The sequence below is a fragment of the Achromobacter sp. Root83 genome (assembly GCF_001428845.1).
Lineage (GTDB): Bacteria > Pseudomonadota > Gammaproteobacteria > Burkholderiales > Burkholderiaceae_B > Achromobacter.
Genome location: NZ_LMIU01000023.1, coordinates 320,488 through 338,362, shown reverse-complemented (window position 1 = coordinate 338,362; position 17,875 = coordinate 320,488). Strand labels below are relative to the sequence as shown.

The window sequence follows — 17,875 nt, the reverse complement described above, 5'->3', positions numbered from 1 at the left end:
GTTTGACGCCCAACGTTGACAGCCTACGCCAGCACCGCAACCGTCTGCGCGTTGGTGTATTCCAGCAGTCCGTCCTGCGCGTTCTCCACGCCCAGCCCGGACTGCTTATGGCCGCCAAAGGGCACATCGGGCGACATGGCGTGGATATGGTTGATCCACACCGTGCCGGTCTCCAGCCGCCGGGCGATCGACTGCGCCAGCGCCTCGTCCCTGCACCAGACCGAACCGCCCAGGCCGTATTCGGTGTCGTTGGCGCGGCGGATCGCTTCGTCGATGTCGCGGTACTTCAACAGCGGCAGCACCGGCCCGAAGGCTTCCTCGACCACGCTGCGCGCATCGTCCGGCGGATTGTCCAGGATGGTCACGGGCACGAAATAGCCCTTGCCCTCGGGGACGTCGCCCCCGGTCAGAAAGCGCACGCCGGTACGGTGCGCGTCCGCGATCAGGTCCTTCACGCGTTCGAACTGCACGCGGTTCTGGATAGGCCCGAGTCCCGTGCCGGGCTGCGCGCCGTCGCCCACCACGACGCCCGCCGCGTAACCCGCCAGCGCGTCGGCGAACGCGTCATAGATGGATTCGTGCACGTACAGGCGCTTGGTGGCCAGGCAGTACTGGGACGAATTGCGGAACGCGCCCCAGAACAGCTTGCCCGCCGTGTCCTTCACATCCACGTCGGGCAGCACGATCGCGGCGTCGTTGCCGCCCAGCTCCAGCGTGACGCGCTTGAGCCGGCCCGACGCGCTTTGCATCACGCGGCGCCCCGTGGCGGTGGACCCGGTGAAGGCGATCTTGTCGATGCCGGGATGCTCCGTCAGCCACGGCCCCAGGCGGTCGCCGCCGCTGATCACGTTCAGCACGCCGGGCGGCACCAGGTCACGGAACAGTTCGCCCATCTTCAGGGAAGTCAGCGGGGTGTAGGGCGAAGGCTTGAGCACCACCGTATTGCCCGCCAGCAGCGCCGGCGCGATCTTCCAGATCGCCAGCGTCATCGGGAAGTTCCACGGCGCAATCGCCGCCACCACCCCGATCGCCACCCGCCGCGTTTCGAACAGATGGCCCGCGCCGTCGCCGTGGCGTTCGACCGGAAGCTCGCGCGCGGCAAACGCGCGCAGCCACGCGACGCAACGGCCAACCTCGGCACGCGCGTCGGCATGCGGCTTGCCCTGCTCGCGGGTCAGCAGGCGCATGAACCCTTCCGCATTCGCCTCCAGGCGGTCGGCCATGCCGCGCAGCGCCGCCTGGCGCTCGGCGATGGGACGGCCGCGCCAGGGCACGAACGCGGCACGGGCCGCGGCGATGGCCGCGTTCAATTGGTCCAGCGACGCGTCGGGCACCGCCGCGATACGCGCTTCGGTGGCGGGATTGAGCACGTCAAAGGTCTGCGGAGAAGATTCCCCCAGGCCGTTCAACGTCATCGTGTAATCGCTATCCAGATTCAGGGTCATGGCTGAAATGCCTGTGCAGGGGTGGCCGGGGATGGACTGAGCAGCAGACGGCCGACGACGCGGCCCGCCGCCAGGTCGGCAAGCGCGGATTGCGCCTCGTCCAGGCAGCGGCAGGCCGTGGGAATGGCGCGCGGCTTGCGTTCGCGGACCAGCGCCATCAGCGCGTGGAGTTCTTCCAGGTTGCCGATATAGGAACCTTCGATGCTGATCGCGCGCATCGGCAGCAGTGCCGGCGACAAGGAGAGTTCGCCGCCAAACAGCCCCACCAGAATGAGCTGGCCGCCCTTGGTCAGCAGATCCATGCCCTGCTGCACGGTGCGGGCGGCGCCCACGCAATCGATGACCGCCCACACCTCGCCCGCCGCCCGCCGGATCTGGTCGAGCGCGGTGTCCGCGTTGGCGTCCACGGCGACATGCGCGCCCGCGGCCAGCGCCGCGCCCCGGCGCGCGCCGTCGGGCTCCAGCACGACGACATTGGGGCAGCCCAGCGCGCGCAGCAAGGTCACGCACATCAGGCCCAGGCCGCCGGCGCCGATCACCACCACTGCCTCTTCGGCCAACACCTCGGGCGCGATCTTGAGGATGGCGCCATAGGTGGTCAGGCCCGAACACGCGTAGGGCGCGGCCTGCTCCGGCCGCAGATCGCCGATGCCGACCAGGTAGCGCGCGTCCGGCACCATGATGTGGTCGCTGTAGCCGCCCGGCCGGAAGATCCCGAGAAATCGCGGCGCGGCGCAAAGATTCTCGCGTCCGCGGCGGCATATTCTGCATTCCCCGCAGCCGATCCACGGATACACCAGGAAGCGCTGTCCCGGCTGCAGGCCGCGCGGCGCATCGGGACCCGCCGCGACCACCTCGCCCACGGTCTCGTGGCCCAGCGTCAGCGGCAGGGCCACGCCGCGCTGCGCCATGCGCAGGCGCTTGTCGCCGCCCAGGTCGTATGAGCCTTCCCAGGTATGGATATCGGTGTGGCACACGCCCGCTGCCAGCACCCGCAGCAGGACTTCGCGGCCGGCGGGCGCGGGAGTGGGGCGGTCGCTGCGCGCCAGCGGCTCGCCGAAGGCCGTGATCTCGTAGCTGATCATCCCGCGCCTCCGGGCTTGGCCAGCGCGCAGCCTCCCTGGTCCAGCGGACGGAAGGCCACGTCGCCCGGAATCACCGCGACCTGCCTGTACAGATCCCATTCGCTCTTGGAGTCGGCCGGCTTCTTCACTTCGAACAGGTACATGTCGCGCACCACGCGCCCGTCCACGCGCAGCTTGCCGTTCCTGGTCATGAAGTCGTTGATCGGCGTCTCGCGCATCTTGGCCATGACCGTGTCGGCGTCCTTGGTGCCGGCGGCCTTGACCGCGTTCAGGTAGTGCGTGACCGCGCCGTAAGTGCCGGCCTGGGTCATGGTGGGCTTGCGGCCCATCTTGTCCTGGAAGCGCTGCGACCAGGCGCGCGTGGCGTCGGTCTGGTCCCAGTAAAAGGCCTCGGTCAGCAACAGGCCCTGGCCCAACTGCAGGCCGATGGATTTCACGTCGGACAGGAAGGCCAGCAGCGCCACCAGCCTTTGCGAACCGCCGGGACGCCCGATGCCGAAATCCGCCGCCTGCTTGATCGCGCTGATCACGTCATTGCCGCCCAGCGCCAGGCCGATGATGCCCGCCTTGGAGCCTTGCGCCTGCAGCAGGTACGAACTGAAATCGGGCGTATTGAGCGGCGAGCGCACCGCGCCCAGCACCTTGCCGCCCTTCCTTTCGATGACCGCGGAGGCGTCTCCCTGCAAGGCATAGCCGAAGGAATAATCCGCCGTCATGAAGAACCAGTTCTTGCCGCCCTGCTCGGTGACCGCGGCGCCCGTGCCGTTGGCCAGCGCGTAGGTGTCGTAGGTCCAGTGCACGGTGTAGGGCGAACACGCCTTGCCCGTCAGCTCCGAGGTGGACGCGCTGGTCACCATGACGACCTTCTTCTTTTCCCGGCCCAGTTCGCTGATGGCCAGCGCCAGCGCCGACGTGGGCAGGTCGGTGATCATGTCCACGCCGTCCTGGTCGAACCAGCGGCGCGCGGCCGCGCTGGCCACGTCGACCTTGTTCTGCCCGTCGGTAAACACCACTTCCACCGGCTTGCCCAGCACCGAGCCGCCGAAGTCCTGCACCGCCATGCGCGCGGCCTCCACCAGGCCCTTGCCGCCGATGTCTGAATAGGCGGAACTCATGTCGGCCATGATGCCTATCTTCACGGGGCCGGCCGCCGTCTGGGCCTGCACGCCGCTTGCGGCCAGGGCCGCGCCCGCCAGCGCGAGCGTCAGTTTCAGGATTGCCATGGACTTGTCTCCGTTATCGGTTTACGCCGTCTTTGCAGCGGTTTGTGTATTGCTCCTGGGAGCGTCCTTTTGTATCGTAGGCGCGCGCTTTCGCCTTCGTCCAAAGCGACGATTTTCCGGGTGCGCGCGGGTTTACCCGGGCGATCCGCCACGAACCGCAACCCCTTACACAGGCAGCTCATGCGTCATTCGTTCTCGGTCGAACACGCGCTGGCCAGCGGCAAGTTCAGCGCTCCCGCGGCGCACGGCGACCACATCGCCCGATCGCGGCTGTGCGAACAGATCTGCCGGCCCGATGGCCCCAAGGTGGTGGTGGCGCGCGGGCCGGCCGGCTACGGCAAGACCACGCTGCTGGCGCAATGCCAGGCGCGCTTGCAGGCCGGGGCCACGCGGACCGCCTGGCTCACGCTGGACCGCGCCGACAACGACCTGCCCCGCTTCCTGCGCTGCCTGATGGCGGCGCTGGGCACGCTGTCCGGCCCCGCCGCCTTGCCACCCGACGGCGGCGACGCCGAAGACGCGCTGGCGCTGGCGCTCGTCGAGGCGGTCGCCTCGCACGCCGCGCCCTTCGCGCTGGTGCTCGACGAGTTCGAGGCCATCACCGCCCCCGCCGTGCTGGATCTGGTGCAGGACCTGATCGGACGCCTGCCGGCGCACGGACGGCTGCTTATCGGCTCGCGGCACGCGCCGGGCCTGGCATTGGGGCGGCTGCGCGCGGCGAACCGGCTGCTGGAGATAGATGCCGCCCAGCTGTGCTTTTCCATGGACGAGTCCAGCCAGTTCTTCGCGCGCCAGCGGCCGGTGCTGACCCCGGCCGAGATCGAACTGCTGCATCGCAAGACAGAGGGCTGGATCGCCGCCCTGTGCCTGGCGTCCGCGTCGCTGGCGCGGCAGCCCTCGGCCGCCGGCTTCATCGAACGCTTCTCGGGCAGCGACCAATCGGTTGCCGACTATCTGGCCCAGGACGTGCTTGCCAGCCAAACGCCGACGCTGCGGCGTTTCCTGTTGCGCACCAGCATCCTCAAGCAGCTCAGCGCGCCGCTGTGCCAGGCCCTGCTGCCGGAACTGGATTGCGCGGACCTGCTCACCCAGCTCGAAAACGGCCACGTACTGCTCACGCGCACCGCCGCCGACGAGCACCGCTACCGCTATCACAGCCTGTTCGCCAGCTACCTGCAATCGCAGTTGCGGGCGCAGGCGCCCGGCGACATCGCAAGCCTGCATCTGGCCGCCTCGCGCTGGTACGACGGGCAGGGGCGGCCCGTTCCCGCCATCGACCACGCGATCGACGGCGGCGACTTCGACCGCGCGCTGACGCTGCTGCAGGCCCATGCCGACGCCCTGCTGGCCGAAGGCCGGATGCGGCTCCTGTCGCGCTGGTTCGCGCAATTGCCGCCCGCGGTGCTGGCGACCCGGCCACTGCTGATGGCGGTGCAGGTGTGGTCCACCTGCTTCACGCGCGGCCCCAGCGAAGCTTCGCTGCTGCTGGCGGACCTGGGACTGGCCGGCAGCGGCGATGCCGCCGTGCGCGCCCATGTGCGGGCGCTGCAGCCCTTGCTGCTGTCCATGATGGACCGCCAGGAAGAGGCCTATGCGGCCGGCATGCCCAGCGTCGCGGCGCTGGGAGACGCGCTGTCCTTCACCGACACCGCGCTGGTCAACGCCATGGCCAACGTCAGCGCGGTGCTGGGCCGCTACCACGAGGCGCGCGCACTGCTGGACACCGCGAGGCGGGCGCAAAGCCGCGCCGCAAGCAGCTTCAACCTGATGTACTCGGAGGCCGTCGAAGGCATCATCGATTTGCAGGAAGGGCGCATGCGCCAGGCGGGCGCGCGTTTTCGCATGGCGGTGCGTTCGACGCGCAACGGCGCGTACGGGCAGGCCAACGGCAACGCCTGGGCCGGCGTGCTGTACGCCGCCTGGGTCTACGAAACAGGAGACCTGCCGCAGGCCGCCAGGCTGCTGCAAGCGTATGTGCCGCTGGGGCGCGACGTCGGGCTGCCCGACCACCTGATCCTGGGCTACCTGATGCTTGCCCGCGTCGCCTTCTACGAGGGCGACGTCGAACAGACCTTCTACCTGCTGGGCGAACTGGAATACCTGGGCCATCAGCGCCGGCTGCCGCGCATCGCCGCCAGCGCCCGCGTGGAGCGCGCCCGCGTGCTGCTCATGCAGGGCCATCCGCAGGCCGCGCGCGACGAACTGCGCCGCGCCGACGACGCCGATCTCTGGAGCCGCGTCGAAGCCTTGCGCCTGCCGGCGAACGACCTGCTGTATCCCCGCCTGGGCCAATTGCGCTGGGAAGCCTACGAGGGCGACCCCGCCGCCGCGTTGCGCGGCCTGGACGCGGACATCGCCCAGGCCCGGGACACCCGCCGCATCCGCCGCGCCTACAAGCTGCAGCTCTTTCGCGCCGTGGCGCTGGCAAGAATGGACGACGACGCCCGTGCCTTCGAGCAACTGGCGCCGCTGCTGGATACGGCGCGGGCAGAGGGTCTGTGCCGCGTGCTGGTGGACGAAGGCTCGGCGTTGATACGATTGATCCAGCGCTTTGCCGCCACGCCGGCGGGCAGCGCGTGGCTCGCCGGCGATGCCGCGCGGGACTGGTGGCAGCGGTTGCGCGAGCACACCGGCACCGAGCCTGCTCCCCCGCCACCGGAACGCGCCGGCGCCACGTGCGCGGAAGCGCTGACCCCCAAGGAGCTTCGCGTGCTGCGCCTGCTGGCCGAAGGCCACTCCAACAGCGCCATCGCCAAACAGCTGTTCGTCTCCGAAAGCACGGTGCGCACGCATCTGCGCCACCTGAACGTCAAGCTGGACGCCGACAGCCGCACGCAGGCCGTGGCGCACGCGCGCAACGCGGGCCTGCTGTGACGCGCGCCGGCGCATGAGCGTCGGTGGCGCCGCCTGGCCCCCGGCGTCGCCCCGGACCTATTCCGCGAACCCGTCCGGCCCCACGGCCTCGACCATGTAGTCGATGAAGGATTTGATGCGCGACGAAATCGCCGTGTTGCGGTAGTACACCGCGTTGATCGGCTGTTTGATGTCCAGCGTCTGCTTCGCGAACAGCGGCTGCAGCGTGCCGGCCTTGCGGTCGCCGCGCGTCATGAAATCCGACAGGCAGACGATGCCCCCGTCGTTCAGGGCAAGCTGCCGCAGGGTTTCGCCGCTGTACGAGCGGACGTGCGGCTTGATGTGCAGGGGCTGGCCGTCCGCATCCAGCAGCGGCCATTCGTTCAGCGATTCAAGCTGGCTGAACCCCAGCAAGGCATGCGACGCCAGGTCCGCCACGCGCCTGGGCGTGCCGTGTTCCGCCAGATAGCCGGGACTTGCCAGCACGCGCACCCTGCTGCTGCCCAGGGACACCGCGTGAAGCGACGAGTCCTTCAGCCGTCCGATGCGTATGGCCAGGTCAGTGCGCCGCTCCAGCAGATCGATATTGCCCTCGTTGCTGTTCAGTTCCAGTTCCACCTGCGGATAGCGCTTGCGGTAGCCGGGCACCAGCGGGGCGATCACGTGCAGCATGAAAGGCGATGCCGCATCCACGCGCAGCAGCCCCGCCGGCTGGTTGCGCCGCAGGTTCATGAGTTCTTCGGCCTCTTCCACCGACGCAATGATCCGCCGCGCCTGTTCCAGATAGGCCTTGCCCTCTTCAGTCAATTCCAGGCGCCGCGTCGTGCGCCGCATCAGCGTGGTCTGCAGTTTCTCTTCCAGCCGGCTCATGGTGCGGCTGGTGGCGGAAATGGTCTGTCCCAGCACATCGGCGGCAGCGGTGATGGACCCGCTGTCCACGATGGCGATGAAGACCTGCATTTCGTCGAGTGTGGTTCTCATATTTGACGTTATATCAAAAGTATTTCGACCATACCGGTCTTTTTTGGCAAGTATCTGGCAGGCACACTACGTCCATTCCCAGACATTGCCCGTCTGCATCCCATACCCCAAGGAGATTTTTTACATGAGCATCCCCGCATTCGGCGTTGGCACGTTCCGCCTGCAAGGCCAGGCCGCCATTGATTCGGTGCGCAACGCGCTGGACGTCGGCTACCGCGCCATCGATACCGCGCAGATCTACGAAAACGAAGCCGACGTCGGCCAGGCCATCGCCGAATCGGGCGTGGCGCGCGAAGACCTGTTCCTGACCACCAAGATCTGGGTGCCGAACTATGCGAAGGACAAGCTCGTTCCCAGCCTGAAGGACAGCCTGGCCAAGCTGCGCACCAGCTACGTGGACCTGACCCTGATCCACTGGCCCGCGCCCGACAACGGCGTATCCGTCGACGAGTTCATGACCGCGCTGGCCGAGGCCCGGCAGCAGGGCCTGACCCGCCAGATCGGCATCTCGAACTTCCCCATCGCGCAGACGCAGGCCGCCATCGCCGCCGTGGGCCGCGAGCAGATCGCCACCAACCAGATCGAACTCAGCCCCTATCTGCAGAACCGCAAGCTCACCGCGTTCCTGAAGGAACAAGGCATTCACGTCACTTCGTACATGACGCTGGCCTACGGCAAAGTGCTGAAGGACCCGGTCATCGGCCAGATCGCCCAGCGTCACGACGCCACGCCCGCGCAGGTCGCGCTGGCCTGGGCGCTGCGGTTGGGCTATGCCGTGATTCCGTCGTCGACCAAGCGCGACAACCTCGCCAGCAACCTGCTCGCCCAGCAGTTGCGCCTGGACGACGACGACATGGCGCGGATCTCCGAACTGGAGCGCGACGGCCGTGAAGTCAGCCCGCAAGGCCTGGCCGCCGCTTGGGACTGAGTGCAGACGAAAGCCGGCCGGGGCCGCGGGCAAAGAACGCCCTGTTCAGCCCGCCTGCTGCTTGATTTCCCGCATGATCGCGACGAAGGCGTCCACCGCCGGATTCGGATGGTCGGGGTGGCGGGCGGCGGCCAGTTCCGCGCGGAACGCGCCCCGCCCGCGGATGCCCACATAGGCCAGGATATCCATGCGCATCCGCGCCAGCGAAGCCGGCACCACCGCCGCGCCAAACCCCGCTTCGACCAGGGTCAGGATCGTGGGAATCATGCTCTCCTGCACGATGTTGGCGGGCTTGCCCGCCGCCTCGATCATCTGCCGCAGCACCTGGCTGAAATAGCGCGACCGTTCGCGCGCATAACCCACCAGCGGCAGGTCCAGCACCTGTTCCATCGTCACCCAGCGCTTGCTGGCCAACGGATGGTCGCGCCGCAGCGCCAGCACCATCGGCTCGGAATACAAAAGGACGGGCGCCAGGTCCGCGTCCGCGAATGGCGGGCGCAGCAGTGCCAGGTCCAGCCGCCGCTGGTGCAGCGCGTCCGGCATCTCGCTTGAATTCATTTCCTGCAGGTCCAGCATCACGCCGGGATAGCGCTGGCGGAAGGCGAACAGGGCCTGTGGCACATTCGAATACGCGGCGCTTGGCGTCAGGCCGATGGTGAGCTGGCCGGCCTCGCCGCTGGCCGCCTGCCGCACGTGCCGAACCGTCGCCTCATGCTCGGCCTCCATCTGCTGGATGCGCCGCTGCAGCTCCACGCCCGCCGCCGTCAGCCGCACGGTGCGCGTGGTGCGCTCCAGAAGCTGCACGCCCAGCGCTTCCTCCAGCTTGCGCACGCTTTGGCTCAAAGGCGGCTGACTCAGATGCAGCCGCTGCGCGGCGCGTCCAAAGTGCAATTCCTCGGCGACCACCGAGAACACCTGCAGCAAGCGGCTATCGATCAGCATTTATTTTCCTGGCGAATCAATATCGGGAGAATAAGGTATTAGACATCCTAATGGCGTCTTCCTACTATGCGCTGACAATCAACGCCGGGGTCCCGCACCCCCACGACAAGGGAAATGCCATGCCTGCTGCATCCACGACTATCAAACTCCTGGCCGGGGCCTTTGCCGCCGGCCTGTGCCTGGCCTCGGCCGGCGCCTGGGCGCAAGCCGCCTATCCCACCCAGGCCATCAAGTTCATCGTGCCCTACGCGGCGGGCGGAAGCTCCGACACGCGCTCGCGCCAATTGGCGCAGAAGCTCAGCGATACGCTGGGCGTGCCGGTCGTCGTCGACAACAAGCCCGGCGCCAGCGGCAATATCGGCACCGGCCAGATCGCGACGGCCAAGCCCGACGGCTACACGATAGGCTTGGGCAACTTCGCGCCCATGGCGGTCAACCAGGCGCTCTACGCGATGCCCTTCGACCCCGCGAAGGACATCGCGCCCGTCGCTTTGATCGAACTTGGCCCCATGGCGCTGGGCGTCAGCGCCAAGTCGCCCTATGCGGATCCGGCCGCGCTGGTCAGCGACGGCAAGGCCAATCCCGAAAAGCTCAACTACGCGTCCACGGGCGCCGGCAGCGCATCGCACCTGAGCACGGAACTGTTTAAGGAACAGACCGGCGCCAACGCGACGCACGTGCCCTACCGGGGCGGCGCGCCCGCCGTCAACGATCTGATCGCCGGCAACGTCGACTTCTACATCGAACTGCCCAGCCTGTTCCTGCCGCACGCAAGCGGTCCCGCCCCCCGCATCAAGATGCTGGCCGTGGCCTCGGACAAGCGCGTTCCCGGGCTGCCCGGCGTGCCGACCTTCAAGGAGCTGGGCCTGCCCAACATGGTCGTGTCCAACTGGTTTGGCGTGATCGCCCCCGCCGGCACGCCGCCGGATGTGATCAAGACGCTCAATGAGCACATCAATCGCGCGCTGCAGGACAAGCAGTACCGCGAAGTGGTGGAGTCGCAAGGCGGCGAGGTCGCCGGCGGCACGCCCGAACAGTTCCAGGCCTTTATCGCCAGCGAAAGCGAGCGCTGGACCCAACTGATCCGCCAGAAGCAGATCAAGGTCCAATAATGCTGAGCGCGCAAGAGGCGTATGTCCGCAGCAAGACAGGCGATGCGCGTATCCAGGCCTGGGTGTGCCTGGCCGATGAAGCCAGCGTGCCGCGGGCGCCAGCCGGGCAGGGCGCGCTCGCCGGCGCTGCATTTGGCGTCAAGGACGTCATCGATGTCGGCGGCATGCCCACGCGGTCCGGCTCGGCCCTGGAACCGCCCGCGCCCGCCACATGGGACGCCAGTTGCGTGACGCAGTTGCGCGCGGCGGGCGCGGTTCCCATCGGCAAGACGGTGACCGCCGAGTTCGCCTACGTCACGCCGGGCCCGACCCGCAACCCGCACAACCTGGCGCATACGCCCGGCGGCTCGTCGAGCGGTTCGGCGGCCGCGGTCGCCGCGGGCATGGTGGACCTGGCGTTGGGCACGCAGACGGGCGGCTCGATGATCCGGCCGGCGGCGTTCTGCGGCGTGGTGGGCTTCAAGCCTACCTTTGGCCGCGTGCATCGGCTGGGCATGAGCGTGCTGTGCGATTCGTTGGACACCATCGGCTGGTTCAGCCGCACGGTGGAACAGTCCCGGCAGGTGGCATCGGTGCTGCTGCCCGAATCGGGAGTACGCGCGGGCGGCATGCGCGCCGGCGGCGAACGAGCGGGCGACGCGCCCGATGGCTCGCCGCGCGTCGCGCTGCTGCCTTGCGGCGCGATTGGAGAGCTCAGCGCCGCCGCCCGCGGGGCGCTCGAGGATTGCGTCACCCGATTGCGTGAACACGGCGCGACTGTCGTCTCGCCCGAGCTGGACGCGGATCTGGAAACGCTGCTGCACATCCATGCCCAGACCATGCACGCCGAGCTGGCGCGCGGCCTGCTGCCCATCCTGCACAGCCCGCGGGCCGGCCTGCTTTCGCCCGCGCTGCGCAAGGCAATCGAGCGCGGCCTGGGCATATCGCACACCGAATACGCGTCGCTGCAGCGAAGCCGTGAACGGCTCGCGCGCGATTGGCGGGAGCGCTTTGGAGAGATTGATTTCATCGTCACGCCCAGCGCGCCGTCCGAGGCCCCCGCGGACATGCACTCGACCGGATCGTCGCTCTTCAACCGCGTCTGGTCGCTGCTGGGCTGGCCCGCGCTGCACCTGCCCACCGGCCAGGCGGATAACGGTTTGCCGGTGGGCGTGCAATGGGTGGCTCGGCCGGACGAGGACCATGCCTTGCTCGGCTGGGCCCAGCGCTTGCACCCCCTGATCCGGCGCGGCTGAAGGGTACGCCCCCAAAACGAAACCGCCCGCGCGCCAAAGACCTGGCGCGCGGGCGGAAAGCCGTCATCCGGCGAGAGGCGGGCTACTGCCCTTCGTAGCGCGGCGAACGCGGACCGTACAAGAGGCCATCGGGCTGGCCGGCGGTGAGCAGCAGGTTGTTCGTCATGCCCGCCACGCTGTAGCTGCGGTCCGACAGGTTGTTGACGATCTGGTCGACCATGGCCTGGACCAGCATGCCCAGCAGGCCGCCGCCGCTGTTGTTGTTGGCATGCACCACCTGCTTGCTGCCGCTCCACAGCTTGGCGCCGTTGCGCAGATCAAGCAGTTCGGCATCGATCGACACCGTCACCGAACTGGACACCACGGCGTAGCTGGATCCGTATTGCTTGACCGTCATGTACAGCGCGGCGTCCGCGCCGAAGATCTCACGCAGCTTCACGGCGGGAAGCTCATGGATATCGTCGGGCGAGATCAGGCCGTTCTGCTTGAAGGTCTCGTCCATGACGCCCACCGGTATCACGTAATAGCCGGATTCCGCCAACGGACGCGTGGCCTGCGACAGCACCGCCGCGGACGCGGCGACGTCCACCGAGGTGTTCAAGGGCGGCAGGACCAGGATCGAAGCGGGCTTGCTTTCGCGGAAGGCCGTGTAGTCCAGGTGCTTCTGGGGCGGGGCCACGCATCCCGCCAGCAGCGCGACGGCCGCCAGCAAGCCCACGCGGAAAATTCTGCTCATCATCACGATCCCTTCTTCAATGTGCCGGCTTGCGCGGGCGCGGCCTGCCCGGCGTCGGGCGATTTGGCGGCCGGCGAACCCGCGGCGGGCGAACCCACGGCGGGCTGAACAGCCGATTGCGGAGCGACCGCCTGCTGCGCCTGCGGCTTGCCTGCGTTGCGCAGCAGGAAGTCCATGAACGGGGCGGACTCCGGAAACGCCACCTTCTCGCCCTGCATCTGCTCGACGCCCTTGTCGCCGTCGCCCATCTTCATGTACAGCATGCCCAGATGCGCGCGGAACCCGGGCGGCAGTTCGGTGTTGGAGGCGCGGGCGGTCTCGATGTTCTTTTCCAGGGCCAGGGTCTGCGTCGCGTAGTCCGCGCCGTCGTCCTTGAGGTAGGTGTAGACCGAGCCCTGGTAGGACTGCCAGCTATACATGGGCTTGGGCTGCTGCGCGCAGGCCGACAACAGGCCCGCCAGCGCCGCGATCGCCAGACCGCGGCCCACGCGTGCCAGCGCTGCCGGGCGGCATTCAGGTTGATTCGACATGGGATTCCCCTATCAATTCTTGGCGGGCTGCCAGGCGCCCTGTTCGATACCGTCGACCAGGCGGTCGACGGCTTCGCGGATAGCCAGGTCCAGGACCTTGCCGTTGAGCGTCGAGTCGTAACCGGCGGTGCCGCCGAAGCCGATCACTTCGCGGTTCGACAGGCTGTATTCGCCGGCGCCCGAGGCGGAATAGACCACTTCCGACGTGGTGGCATCCACCACGTTCAAATCCACCTTGGCATAGGCCACCTGTTCCTTGCCACGGCCGAGAATCCCGAAAAGCTGCTGGTCGCCCGTCACCTTGCGGCCAAAGGCGGTCACGTCACCGGTGACCACATAGCGCGCGCCCTTGATCTGGGCCGCTTTCTTGTTGAATGCGGCTTCCTGGGCGATCTCGGACAGATTGTCGCGGTCCATCACCTGGAAGCGGCCGCTGCGCTGCAGATGGCTCATCAGGATGGTCTTGGCCTGGCCACCCAGACGATCCACGCCGTCGGAGAACACCCCGCGCAGATAGTTGGTGCGGTTGTCGAACTTGCCCACGGAAATCGGGCTTCGCACGCCTTCATACGGCTTGCTGGCCGCCGCCACCGCGGGCACGGCCAAGGCTTGGGAGCGCTCGGTGGCGCATCCCGCGATGATCGTCGACATGATTGCCAACGCCCCGATCTTCACGACCTTGTTCAACATCATTTTCTCCAGCCGACCCGGTCGCCATCGCGCGGGCCGGCATCTCTCGCCATTGAATAGAACGGCGAGTATATAGAATGAATTACTTGGATACTATTTGAAATAAGACCGAATTTTCGGCCAATTTGACGGTTCACAAGAAATTCGAGGATTAGCGCCTAACCAATAGGTATGGTCTGCGGGGTGTGGGCGCGCAACGCCGTGAAGGGCGACATACACTGCCTCATCGCCGCGCGCCCCGGCATCGTCCGGCGCCGAATGAGGGGAGCCGATCCTGGTATGAACGATGCTTCGCCCGATGATCCGTCGTGGTTGCGCCCCAGGCTGCTTGCCGCCGCGGTCCTGACCGGCCTGTTCGCCGGCCTGGGCGGCATGCTGCTGGGAATGCTGCTGCACGCGGTCCAGCATCTGGCCTACGGCTACGGCGCCGATCCCGCGATCGGCCGCGAATCCTTCCTGCAAGGTGTCCAGGCGGCAAGCGGATCGCGCCGCGTGCTGGCACTGGTCCTCTGCGGCCTGGCGGCCGGCGGCGGCTGGTGGCTGATCTATCGGTACGGCCGCCCTCTGACCAGCGTCAAGCAGGCGGTGAGCGATCCGGCGTCGCGCATGCCGCCCGCCACCACGCTGGCGCACGCCATTTTGCAGATCGCCACCGTCGCTCTCGGTTCTCCGCTGGGCCGCGAAGTCGCGCCGCGCGAAGTCGGCGCGCTGGCCGGCGGCGGATTCGCTTCGCTGCTGCGCCTCCCACCCGAACAGCGGCGCCTGATCGTGGCCTGCGGCGCGGGCGCTGGCCTGGCGGCGGTCTACAACGTGCCGCTGGGCGCGGCGCTCTTCGTGCTGGAGGTCTTGCTGGGCACCTTTGCCTGGCCCGCCGCCGCCATGGCGCTGGCCGCCTGCTGCATCGGCGCGGTCGTGGCCTGGGCGGGCTTGGGCAATGAAATCCAGTACACCGTTCCCGCCATGGGAATCAGCGTCAGCCTGGTCGCCTGGGCCAGTCTTGCCGGGCCGGTATTCGGATGCGCCGCCCACGGCTTCCTGCGCCTGACCGCCGCCGCGCGGCGCAATGCGGCCCGGGGCTGGCGCCTGCCGGTGGCCTGTCTGCTGAACTTCACGATACTTGGCGTGCTGGCGATCTATCTGCCCGCGCTGCTGGGCAACGGCAAGGGCCCCGCCCAATTGAGCTTCGACAACGAACTGACCATCGCGCTGGCGGCCACGCTGCTGGTCTTCAAGGTGGCGGTCACCGCCGGCACGCTGCGCGCGGGCGCGGAGGGCGGCCTGCTCACTCCCGCCATCGCCATCGGCGCGTCGCTGGCGGTCGTATTGGGCGGCGTGTGGAGCCTGGCATGGCCCGCTTCGCCGCCCGGGGCCTTCGCCATCGTCGGCGCCGCGGCCTTTCTGGCTTCGTCCATGCGCATGCCGCTGACGGCCATCGTGCTGATCCTTGAATTCACTCGCGTCGATCAGGCATTCCTGGTGCCCATCATCGTGGCCGTGGCCGGCTCCGTGCTGGCCAGCCGCCTCTGCGCGGCCCACGCCGGCTCTACCGACGGCGCCATGCGCCGCGTATCCTGATACGGAAATCTGCATGACAGAAGACAACCGGCTGCGCCTGACGGCAATCGCCCATGACATCGCGGAGGGCTCGGTCGGCGTGTATTACCCCGAGGCGAAGAACCTCTATCCGCTGGACTCAGGACACGGCGCCTGATTCATCCGAACGGATGGGGACGGACCCTGGCGATTTGATGCGAAAGCACCATTGCAAATTCACGGAGTAATACTTTCGGCTACTAGCAAGCCGGATGAGGTCCGCATATATATCCAGCAACGGAAGGCAGCAGCGCCGAGGGCGCGCTCGAGGCGTTTCGCAGAAACCGCCCGGACCCGCATTTCGCAGTGGATGCCAACACGATCTTTCAGCATATCGACACCGGGGAAGGCGCGCGCGCCCTGCGCAACGCCGCATCCACCCAAGGACAGCCGCGCTCACGAACCTGGCCATCGCCAGCCCGGCGCTGACGTCATAGCAGCACCCAGTAAGAGGGGAGACCCACATGGCAACCCGGAAAGCGGCGGCGCGCACGGCCACGAAGTCCACGACCAGGAAAAAGACAAAGCAAGCCGCGAAAGCGGCCGCGCCGGCCGCCGTTGAACCGCCGGCGAAGCAAGCCCGGCCCCGGACCAGGAAACGCCGCGAATCGCAGCGCGCGCCATCCGAGGCGTCCTTCGAGCGTTCCGCCAAGCCGGATGCCTTCGACGCCCGCGACATGCTGTTCCGCCCAAATATCTCCGTTACCCCGAAATCGGAAATGGTTCCGGTGATGGGCCTGACCGTGAAGCATCAGGGGGAGACATCCGCCTGCACCGGATTCGCGCTGTCCACCGTCGTCGAGTATCTCTTGCGCAAGTCGGAGCGCGATCCTCGGCCCGCCATCTCGCCCTTCATGCTGTATTCCATGGCCCGGCGCTACGATGAATTTCCAGGTTCCGAGGACGACAGCGGCTCCAGCCTGCGCGGCGCGCTGAAGGGCTGGTTCCGGCACGGCGCCTGCGCCCAGGCCTTGTTTCCCGGCATGAAAATGCCTCCCGCGGCCAAGCGCACGGAAGACGATTGGTGGCTGGACGCCGTCAAGCGGCCGCTGGGCGCCTACTACCGCATCGATACGCGCAGCATCGTCGAAATGCATGCGGCGCTCAACGAGGTTGGCATCCTCTATGCCAGCGCGGGGTGCCATGACGGCTGGGACGCGGGCCATGGCCTCACTCCGGAAGAGGCGGCCGCCACGCCCATCACCCAGCCGTTCTGGGTCATTCCCACCGCCGGCCAGGACACGGCCGTGCTGGGCCACGCCTTCGTGATCGTGGGATATACCCAGGACGGATTCCTGATCCAGAATTCATGGGGCGAAGCGTGGGGCACGCACGGCATGGCCGTGCTGACCTACGACGACTGGATGCGCAACGCCATGGATTGCTGGGTGGTCCAGCTTGGCGTCGTCACCCACGAACACGAAAGAATATCCAACAGCATCACCCTGCGCACCGATGGAAAGAAAGTCACGCTGGCCGCGGGCAAGGTGCTGCGCGACCGCGAGATATCCCCCTTCATCGTCAACGTCGGCAATAACGGCAAGCTCAGCGGCAGCGGCGCCTTCAGAACCACCCCGGACGACCTGCGGGCCATCGTGGACGTGCACATGAATGCGGCGCGCGAAAAGTGGGGATTGAAGGACAAGCCGATGGACGTCTGCGTCTACGCACATGGCGGGCTGGTGGGCGAGGACGATGCCGCGGAAGCGGCCGCCGAATGGATACCTCTGCTCTACGAGAATCAGATATTCCCCGTCTTCCTGATGTGGGAAACCGACTTCATCACCACGGTACGGAACATCATCCGCGACGCCGCCAGCGGCGTGCCCCGGACCACAGGCGGCATAGGCGAACGGCTGGAACGCTGGTGGAACCAGCGCCTGGAGCGCTGGCTGGCGCGCCCGGGCACGGTGATCTGGGGCGAGATGAAGCAGAACGCCGAGGCCATGAGCGAACCGGCCAGAAAAGGTGACGACAACGAGGCCGCCATGATCATGCTCTACCAGCACTTCAAGTCGCACGTCAGCCGCGGCCGCGTGCGCCTGCACATCGTGGGCCATTCGGCGGGTGCCATCGTCGCCAGCCACTTCGTGCATCGGCTTGTGGCGGACGGCGGTGAACTCGAATCGCTGAGCCTCATGGCCCCCGCGGTCAGGCTGCAGACCTTTGAAACACTGGTTGTTCCGCATCTGAAAACGCGGGTGAAGCGCTATCAGCAGTTTCACCTGTCGGATCGCGCGGAGGAAGACGACCCCACCTGCGGACCCTATCGCCGCTCGCTGCTGTACCTGGTGAGCGAGTCGTTCGAAGGGGGCACCACGACGGAACTGCTGGGCATGGAAAAGTACTTCCGCAAGGCCAACATCCCCTGCGACGCCGTGCATGTCTCGCCCGCGGGCAGCCATTCCGCCGCGTCCAGGATCCAGCCCGTGGCGTCCAGCACGCATGGCGGATTCGATAACGACAAGGGCACGCAGCAACAGGTCATCGCGTTCATCAAACGCTGATGCCTGGCTGGAGGG

Annotated in this window: 15 protein-coding genes; 7 read left to right on the top strand and 8 right to left on the bottom strand. The window is 67.5% G+C overall.

Translation table 11 applies throughout. The features are described 5' to 3' along the window. Positions 1-23 precede the first annotated feature (23 nt). The 3 genes from ASE30_RS21130 to ASE30_RS21120 are packed head-to-tail and all read right to left on the bottom strand — an operon-like array spanning position 24 to position 3,753. The gene (locus ASE30_RS21130) at positions 24-1,445 is read right to left on the bottom strand and encodes an aldehyde dehydrogenase family protein (RefSeq protein ID WP_200964458.1); all 1,422 of its coding nucleotides are present in this window, start codon (positions 1,443-1,445) and stop codon (positions 24-26) included. Continuing rightward, positions 1,442-2,530: an alcohol dehydrogenase gene (locus ASE30_RS21125; protein ID WP_057286234.1), complete on the bottom strand. Its 1,089-nt coding sequence runs from the start codon at positions 2,528-2,530 to the stop codon at positions 1,442-1,444. The genes ASE30_RS21130 and ASE30_RS21125 overlap by 4 nt, the downstream gene beginning before the upstream one ends. Continuing rightward, entirely contained in the window at positions 2,527-3,753 is a 1,227-nt protein-coding gene (locus ASE30_RS21120; protein WP_057286233.1) for an ABC transporter substrate-binding protein, read from the bottom strand. The genes ASE30_RS21125 and ASE30_RS21120 overlap by 4 nt, the downstream gene beginning before the upstream one ends. 180 nt (positions 3,754-3,933) lie before the next feature. Between ASE30_RS21120 and ASE30_RS21115 the strand changes: the two genes are divergently transcribed. Next, positions 3,934-6,627, top strand: a complete 2,694-nt coding sequence (locus tag ASE30_RS21115) for a LuxR C-terminal-related transcriptional regulator (protein WP_082601662.1) — start codon at positions 3,934-3,936, stop codon at positions 6,625-6,627. A gap of 57 nt (positions 6,628-6,684) precedes the next feature. On the opposite strand, the gene ASE30_RS21110 is transcribed toward ASE30_RS21115, so the two are convergent. Further along, a complete protein-coding gene (locus ASE30_RS21110; protein WP_057286232.1) occupies positions 6,685-7,587 on the bottom strand; it encodes a LysR substrate-binding domain-containing protein in 903 nt (300 codons plus the stop codon). A 124-nt stretch (positions 7,588-7,711) separates the two neighbouring features. Here ASE30_RS21110 and dkgB point away from each other — a divergent pair, with 124 nt between their 5' ends. Next, a complete protein-coding gene (gene dkgB / locus ASE30_RS21105; protein ID WP_057286231.1) occupies positions 7,712-8,515 on the top strand; it encodes a 2,5-didehydrogluconate reductase DkgB in 804 nt (267 codons plus the stop codon). Between the two features lie 45 nt (positions 8,516-8,560). On the opposite strand, the gene ASE30_RS21100 is transcribed toward dkgB, so the two are convergent. Then, on the bottom strand, positions 8,561-9,457 hold the full coding sequence (locus ASE30_RS21100) for a LysR family transcriptional regulator (protein WP_057286230.1): 897 nt from the start codon (positions 9,455-9,457) through the stop codon (positions 8,561-8,563). Positions 9,458-9,576: 119 nt separating this feature from the next. Between ASE30_RS21100 and ASE30_RS21095 the strand changes: the two genes are divergently transcribed. Then, on the top strand, positions 9,577-10,569 hold the full coding sequence (locus ASE30_RS21095; RefSeq protein ID WP_057286320.1) for a tripartite tricarboxylate transporter substrate binding protein: 993 nt from the start codon (positions 9,577-9,579) through the stop codon (positions 10,567-10,569). Continuing rightward, positions 10,569-11,804, top strand: a complete 1,236-nt coding sequence (locus tag ASE30_RS21090) for an amidase (RefSeq protein ID WP_057286229.1) — start codon at positions 10,569-10,571, stop codon at positions 11,802-11,804. Before ASE30_RS21095 ends, ASE30_RS21090 begins: the two co-directional genes overlap by 1 nt. Before the next feature lie 82 nt (positions 11,805-11,886). On the opposite strand, the gene ASE30_RS21085 is transcribed toward ASE30_RS21090, so the two are convergent. From ASE30_RS21085 to ASE30_RS21075, 3 genes are read right to left on the bottom strand one after another with little or no spacing between them, the layout of a single operon-like run. Beyond that, positions 11,887-12,543, bottom strand: a complete 657-nt coding sequence (locus ASE30_RS21085) for a DUF799 domain-containing protein (RefSeq protein WP_057286228.1) — start codon at positions 12,541-12,543, stop codon at positions 11,887-11,889. Beyond that, positions 12,543-13,070 carry a DUF4810 domain-containing protein gene (locus tag ASE30_RS21080; RefSeq protein ID WP_057286227.1) on the bottom strand — a complete coding sequence of 176 codons (528 nt, stop codon included), beginning with the start codon at positions 13,068-13,070 and terminating at the stop codon, positions 12,543-12,545. Before ASE30_RS21080 ends, ASE30_RS21085 begins: the two co-directional genes overlap by 1 nt. A gap of 12 nt (positions 13,071-13,082) precedes the next feature. Beyond that, on the bottom strand, positions 13,083-13,760 hold the full coding sequence (locus tag ASE30_RS21075; protein WP_057286226.1) for a CsgG/HfaB family protein: 678 nt from the start codon (positions 13,758-13,760) through the stop codon (positions 13,083-13,085). Between the two features lie 279 nt (positions 13,761-14,039). Here ASE30_RS21075 and ASE30_RS21070 point away from each other — a divergent pair, with 279 nt between their 5' ends. From ASE30_RS21070 to ASE30_RS21065, 3 genes are all read left to right on the top strand, one after another. Beyond that, positions 14,040-15,335: a chloride channel protein gene (locus tag ASE30_RS21070; RefSeq protein ID WP_057286225.1), complete on the top strand. Its 1,296-nt coding sequence runs from the start codon at positions 14,040-14,042 to the stop codon at positions 15,333-15,335. 13 nt (positions 15,336-15,348) lie between these two features. Next, positions 15,349-15,471 carry a hypothetical protein gene (locus ASE30_RS29780; protein WP_255367027.1) on the top strand — a complete coding sequence of 41 codons (123 nt, stop codon included), beginning with the start codon at positions 15,349-15,351 and terminating at the stop codon, positions 15,469-15,471. A gap of 346 nt (positions 15,472-15,817) precedes the next feature. After that, entirely contained in the window at positions 15,818-17,860 is a 2,043-nt protein-coding gene (locus ASE30_RS21065; RefSeq protein ID WP_057286224.1) for a C1 family peptidase, read from the top strand. Positions 17,861-17,875 lie beyond the last annotated feature (15 nt).

What these genes read in the sequence shown, in the direction of transcription:
- ASE30_RS21110 (WP_057286232.1), bottom strand. Translation starts at nt 7,587, where the DNA reads ATGAGAACCACACTCGACGAAATGCAGGTCTTCATCGCCATCGTGGAC.
- dkgB (WP_057286231.1), top strand. Translation starts at nt 7,712, where the DNA reads ATGAGCATCCCCGCATTCGGCGTTGGCACGTTCCGCCTGCAAGGCCAG.
- ASE30_RS21125 (WP_057286234.1), bottom strand. Translation starts at nt 2,530, where the DNA reads ATGATCAGCTACGAGATCACGGCCTTCGGCGAGCCGCTGGCGCGCAGC.
- ASE30_RS21120 (WP_057286233.1), bottom strand. Translation starts at nt 3,753, where the DNA reads ATGGCAATCCTGAAACTGACGCTCGCGCTGGCGGGCGCGGCCCTGGCC.
- ASE30_RS21115 (WP_082601662.1), top strand. Translation starts at nt 3,934, where the DNA reads ATGCGTCATTCGTTCTCGGTCGAACACGCGCTGGCCAGCGGCAAGTTC.
- ASE30_RS21100 (WP_057286230.1), bottom strand. Translation starts at nt 9,457, where the DNA reads ATGCTGATCGATAGCCGCTTGCTGCAGGTGTTCTCGGTGGTCGCCGAG.
- ASE30_RS21065 (WP_057286224.1), top strand. Translation starts at nt 15,818, where the DNA reads ATGGCAACCCGGAAAGCGGCGGCGCGCACGGCCACGAAGTCCACGACC.
- ASE30_RS21095 (WP_057286320.1), top strand. Translation starts at nt 9,577, where the DNA reads ATGCCTGCTGCATCCACGACTATCAAACTCCTGGCCGGGGCCTTTGCC.
- ASE30_RS29780 (WP_255367027.1), top strand. Translation starts at nt 15,349, where the DNA reads ATGACAGAAGACAACCGGCTGCGCCTGACGGCAATCGCCCATGACATC.
- ASE30_RS21070 (WP_057286225.1), top strand. Translation starts at nt 14,040, where the DNA reads ATGAACGATGCTTCGCCCGATGATCCGTCGTGGTTGCGCCCCAGGCTG.
- ASE30_RS21090 (WP_057286229.1), top strand. Translation starts at nt 10,569, where the DNA reads ATGCTGAGCGCGCAAGAGGCGTATGTCCGCAGCAAGACAGGCGATGCG.
- ASE30_RS21080 (WP_057286227.1), bottom strand. Translation starts at nt 13,070, where the DNA reads ATGTCGAATCAACCTGAATGCCGCCCGGCAGCGCTGGCACGCGTGGGC.
- ASE30_RS21085 (WP_057286228.1), bottom strand. Translation starts at nt 12,543, where the DNA reads ATGATGAGCAGAATTTTCCGCGTGGGCTTGCTGGCGGCCGTCGCGCTG.
- ASE30_RS21130 (WP_200964458.1), bottom strand. Translation starts at nt 1,445, where the DNA reads ATGACCCTGAATCTGGATAGCGATTACACGATGACGTTGAACGGCCTG.
- ASE30_RS21075 (WP_057286226.1), bottom strand. Translation starts at nt 13,760, where the DNA reads ATGTTGAACAAGGTCGTGAAGATCGGGGCGTTGGCAATCATGTCGACG.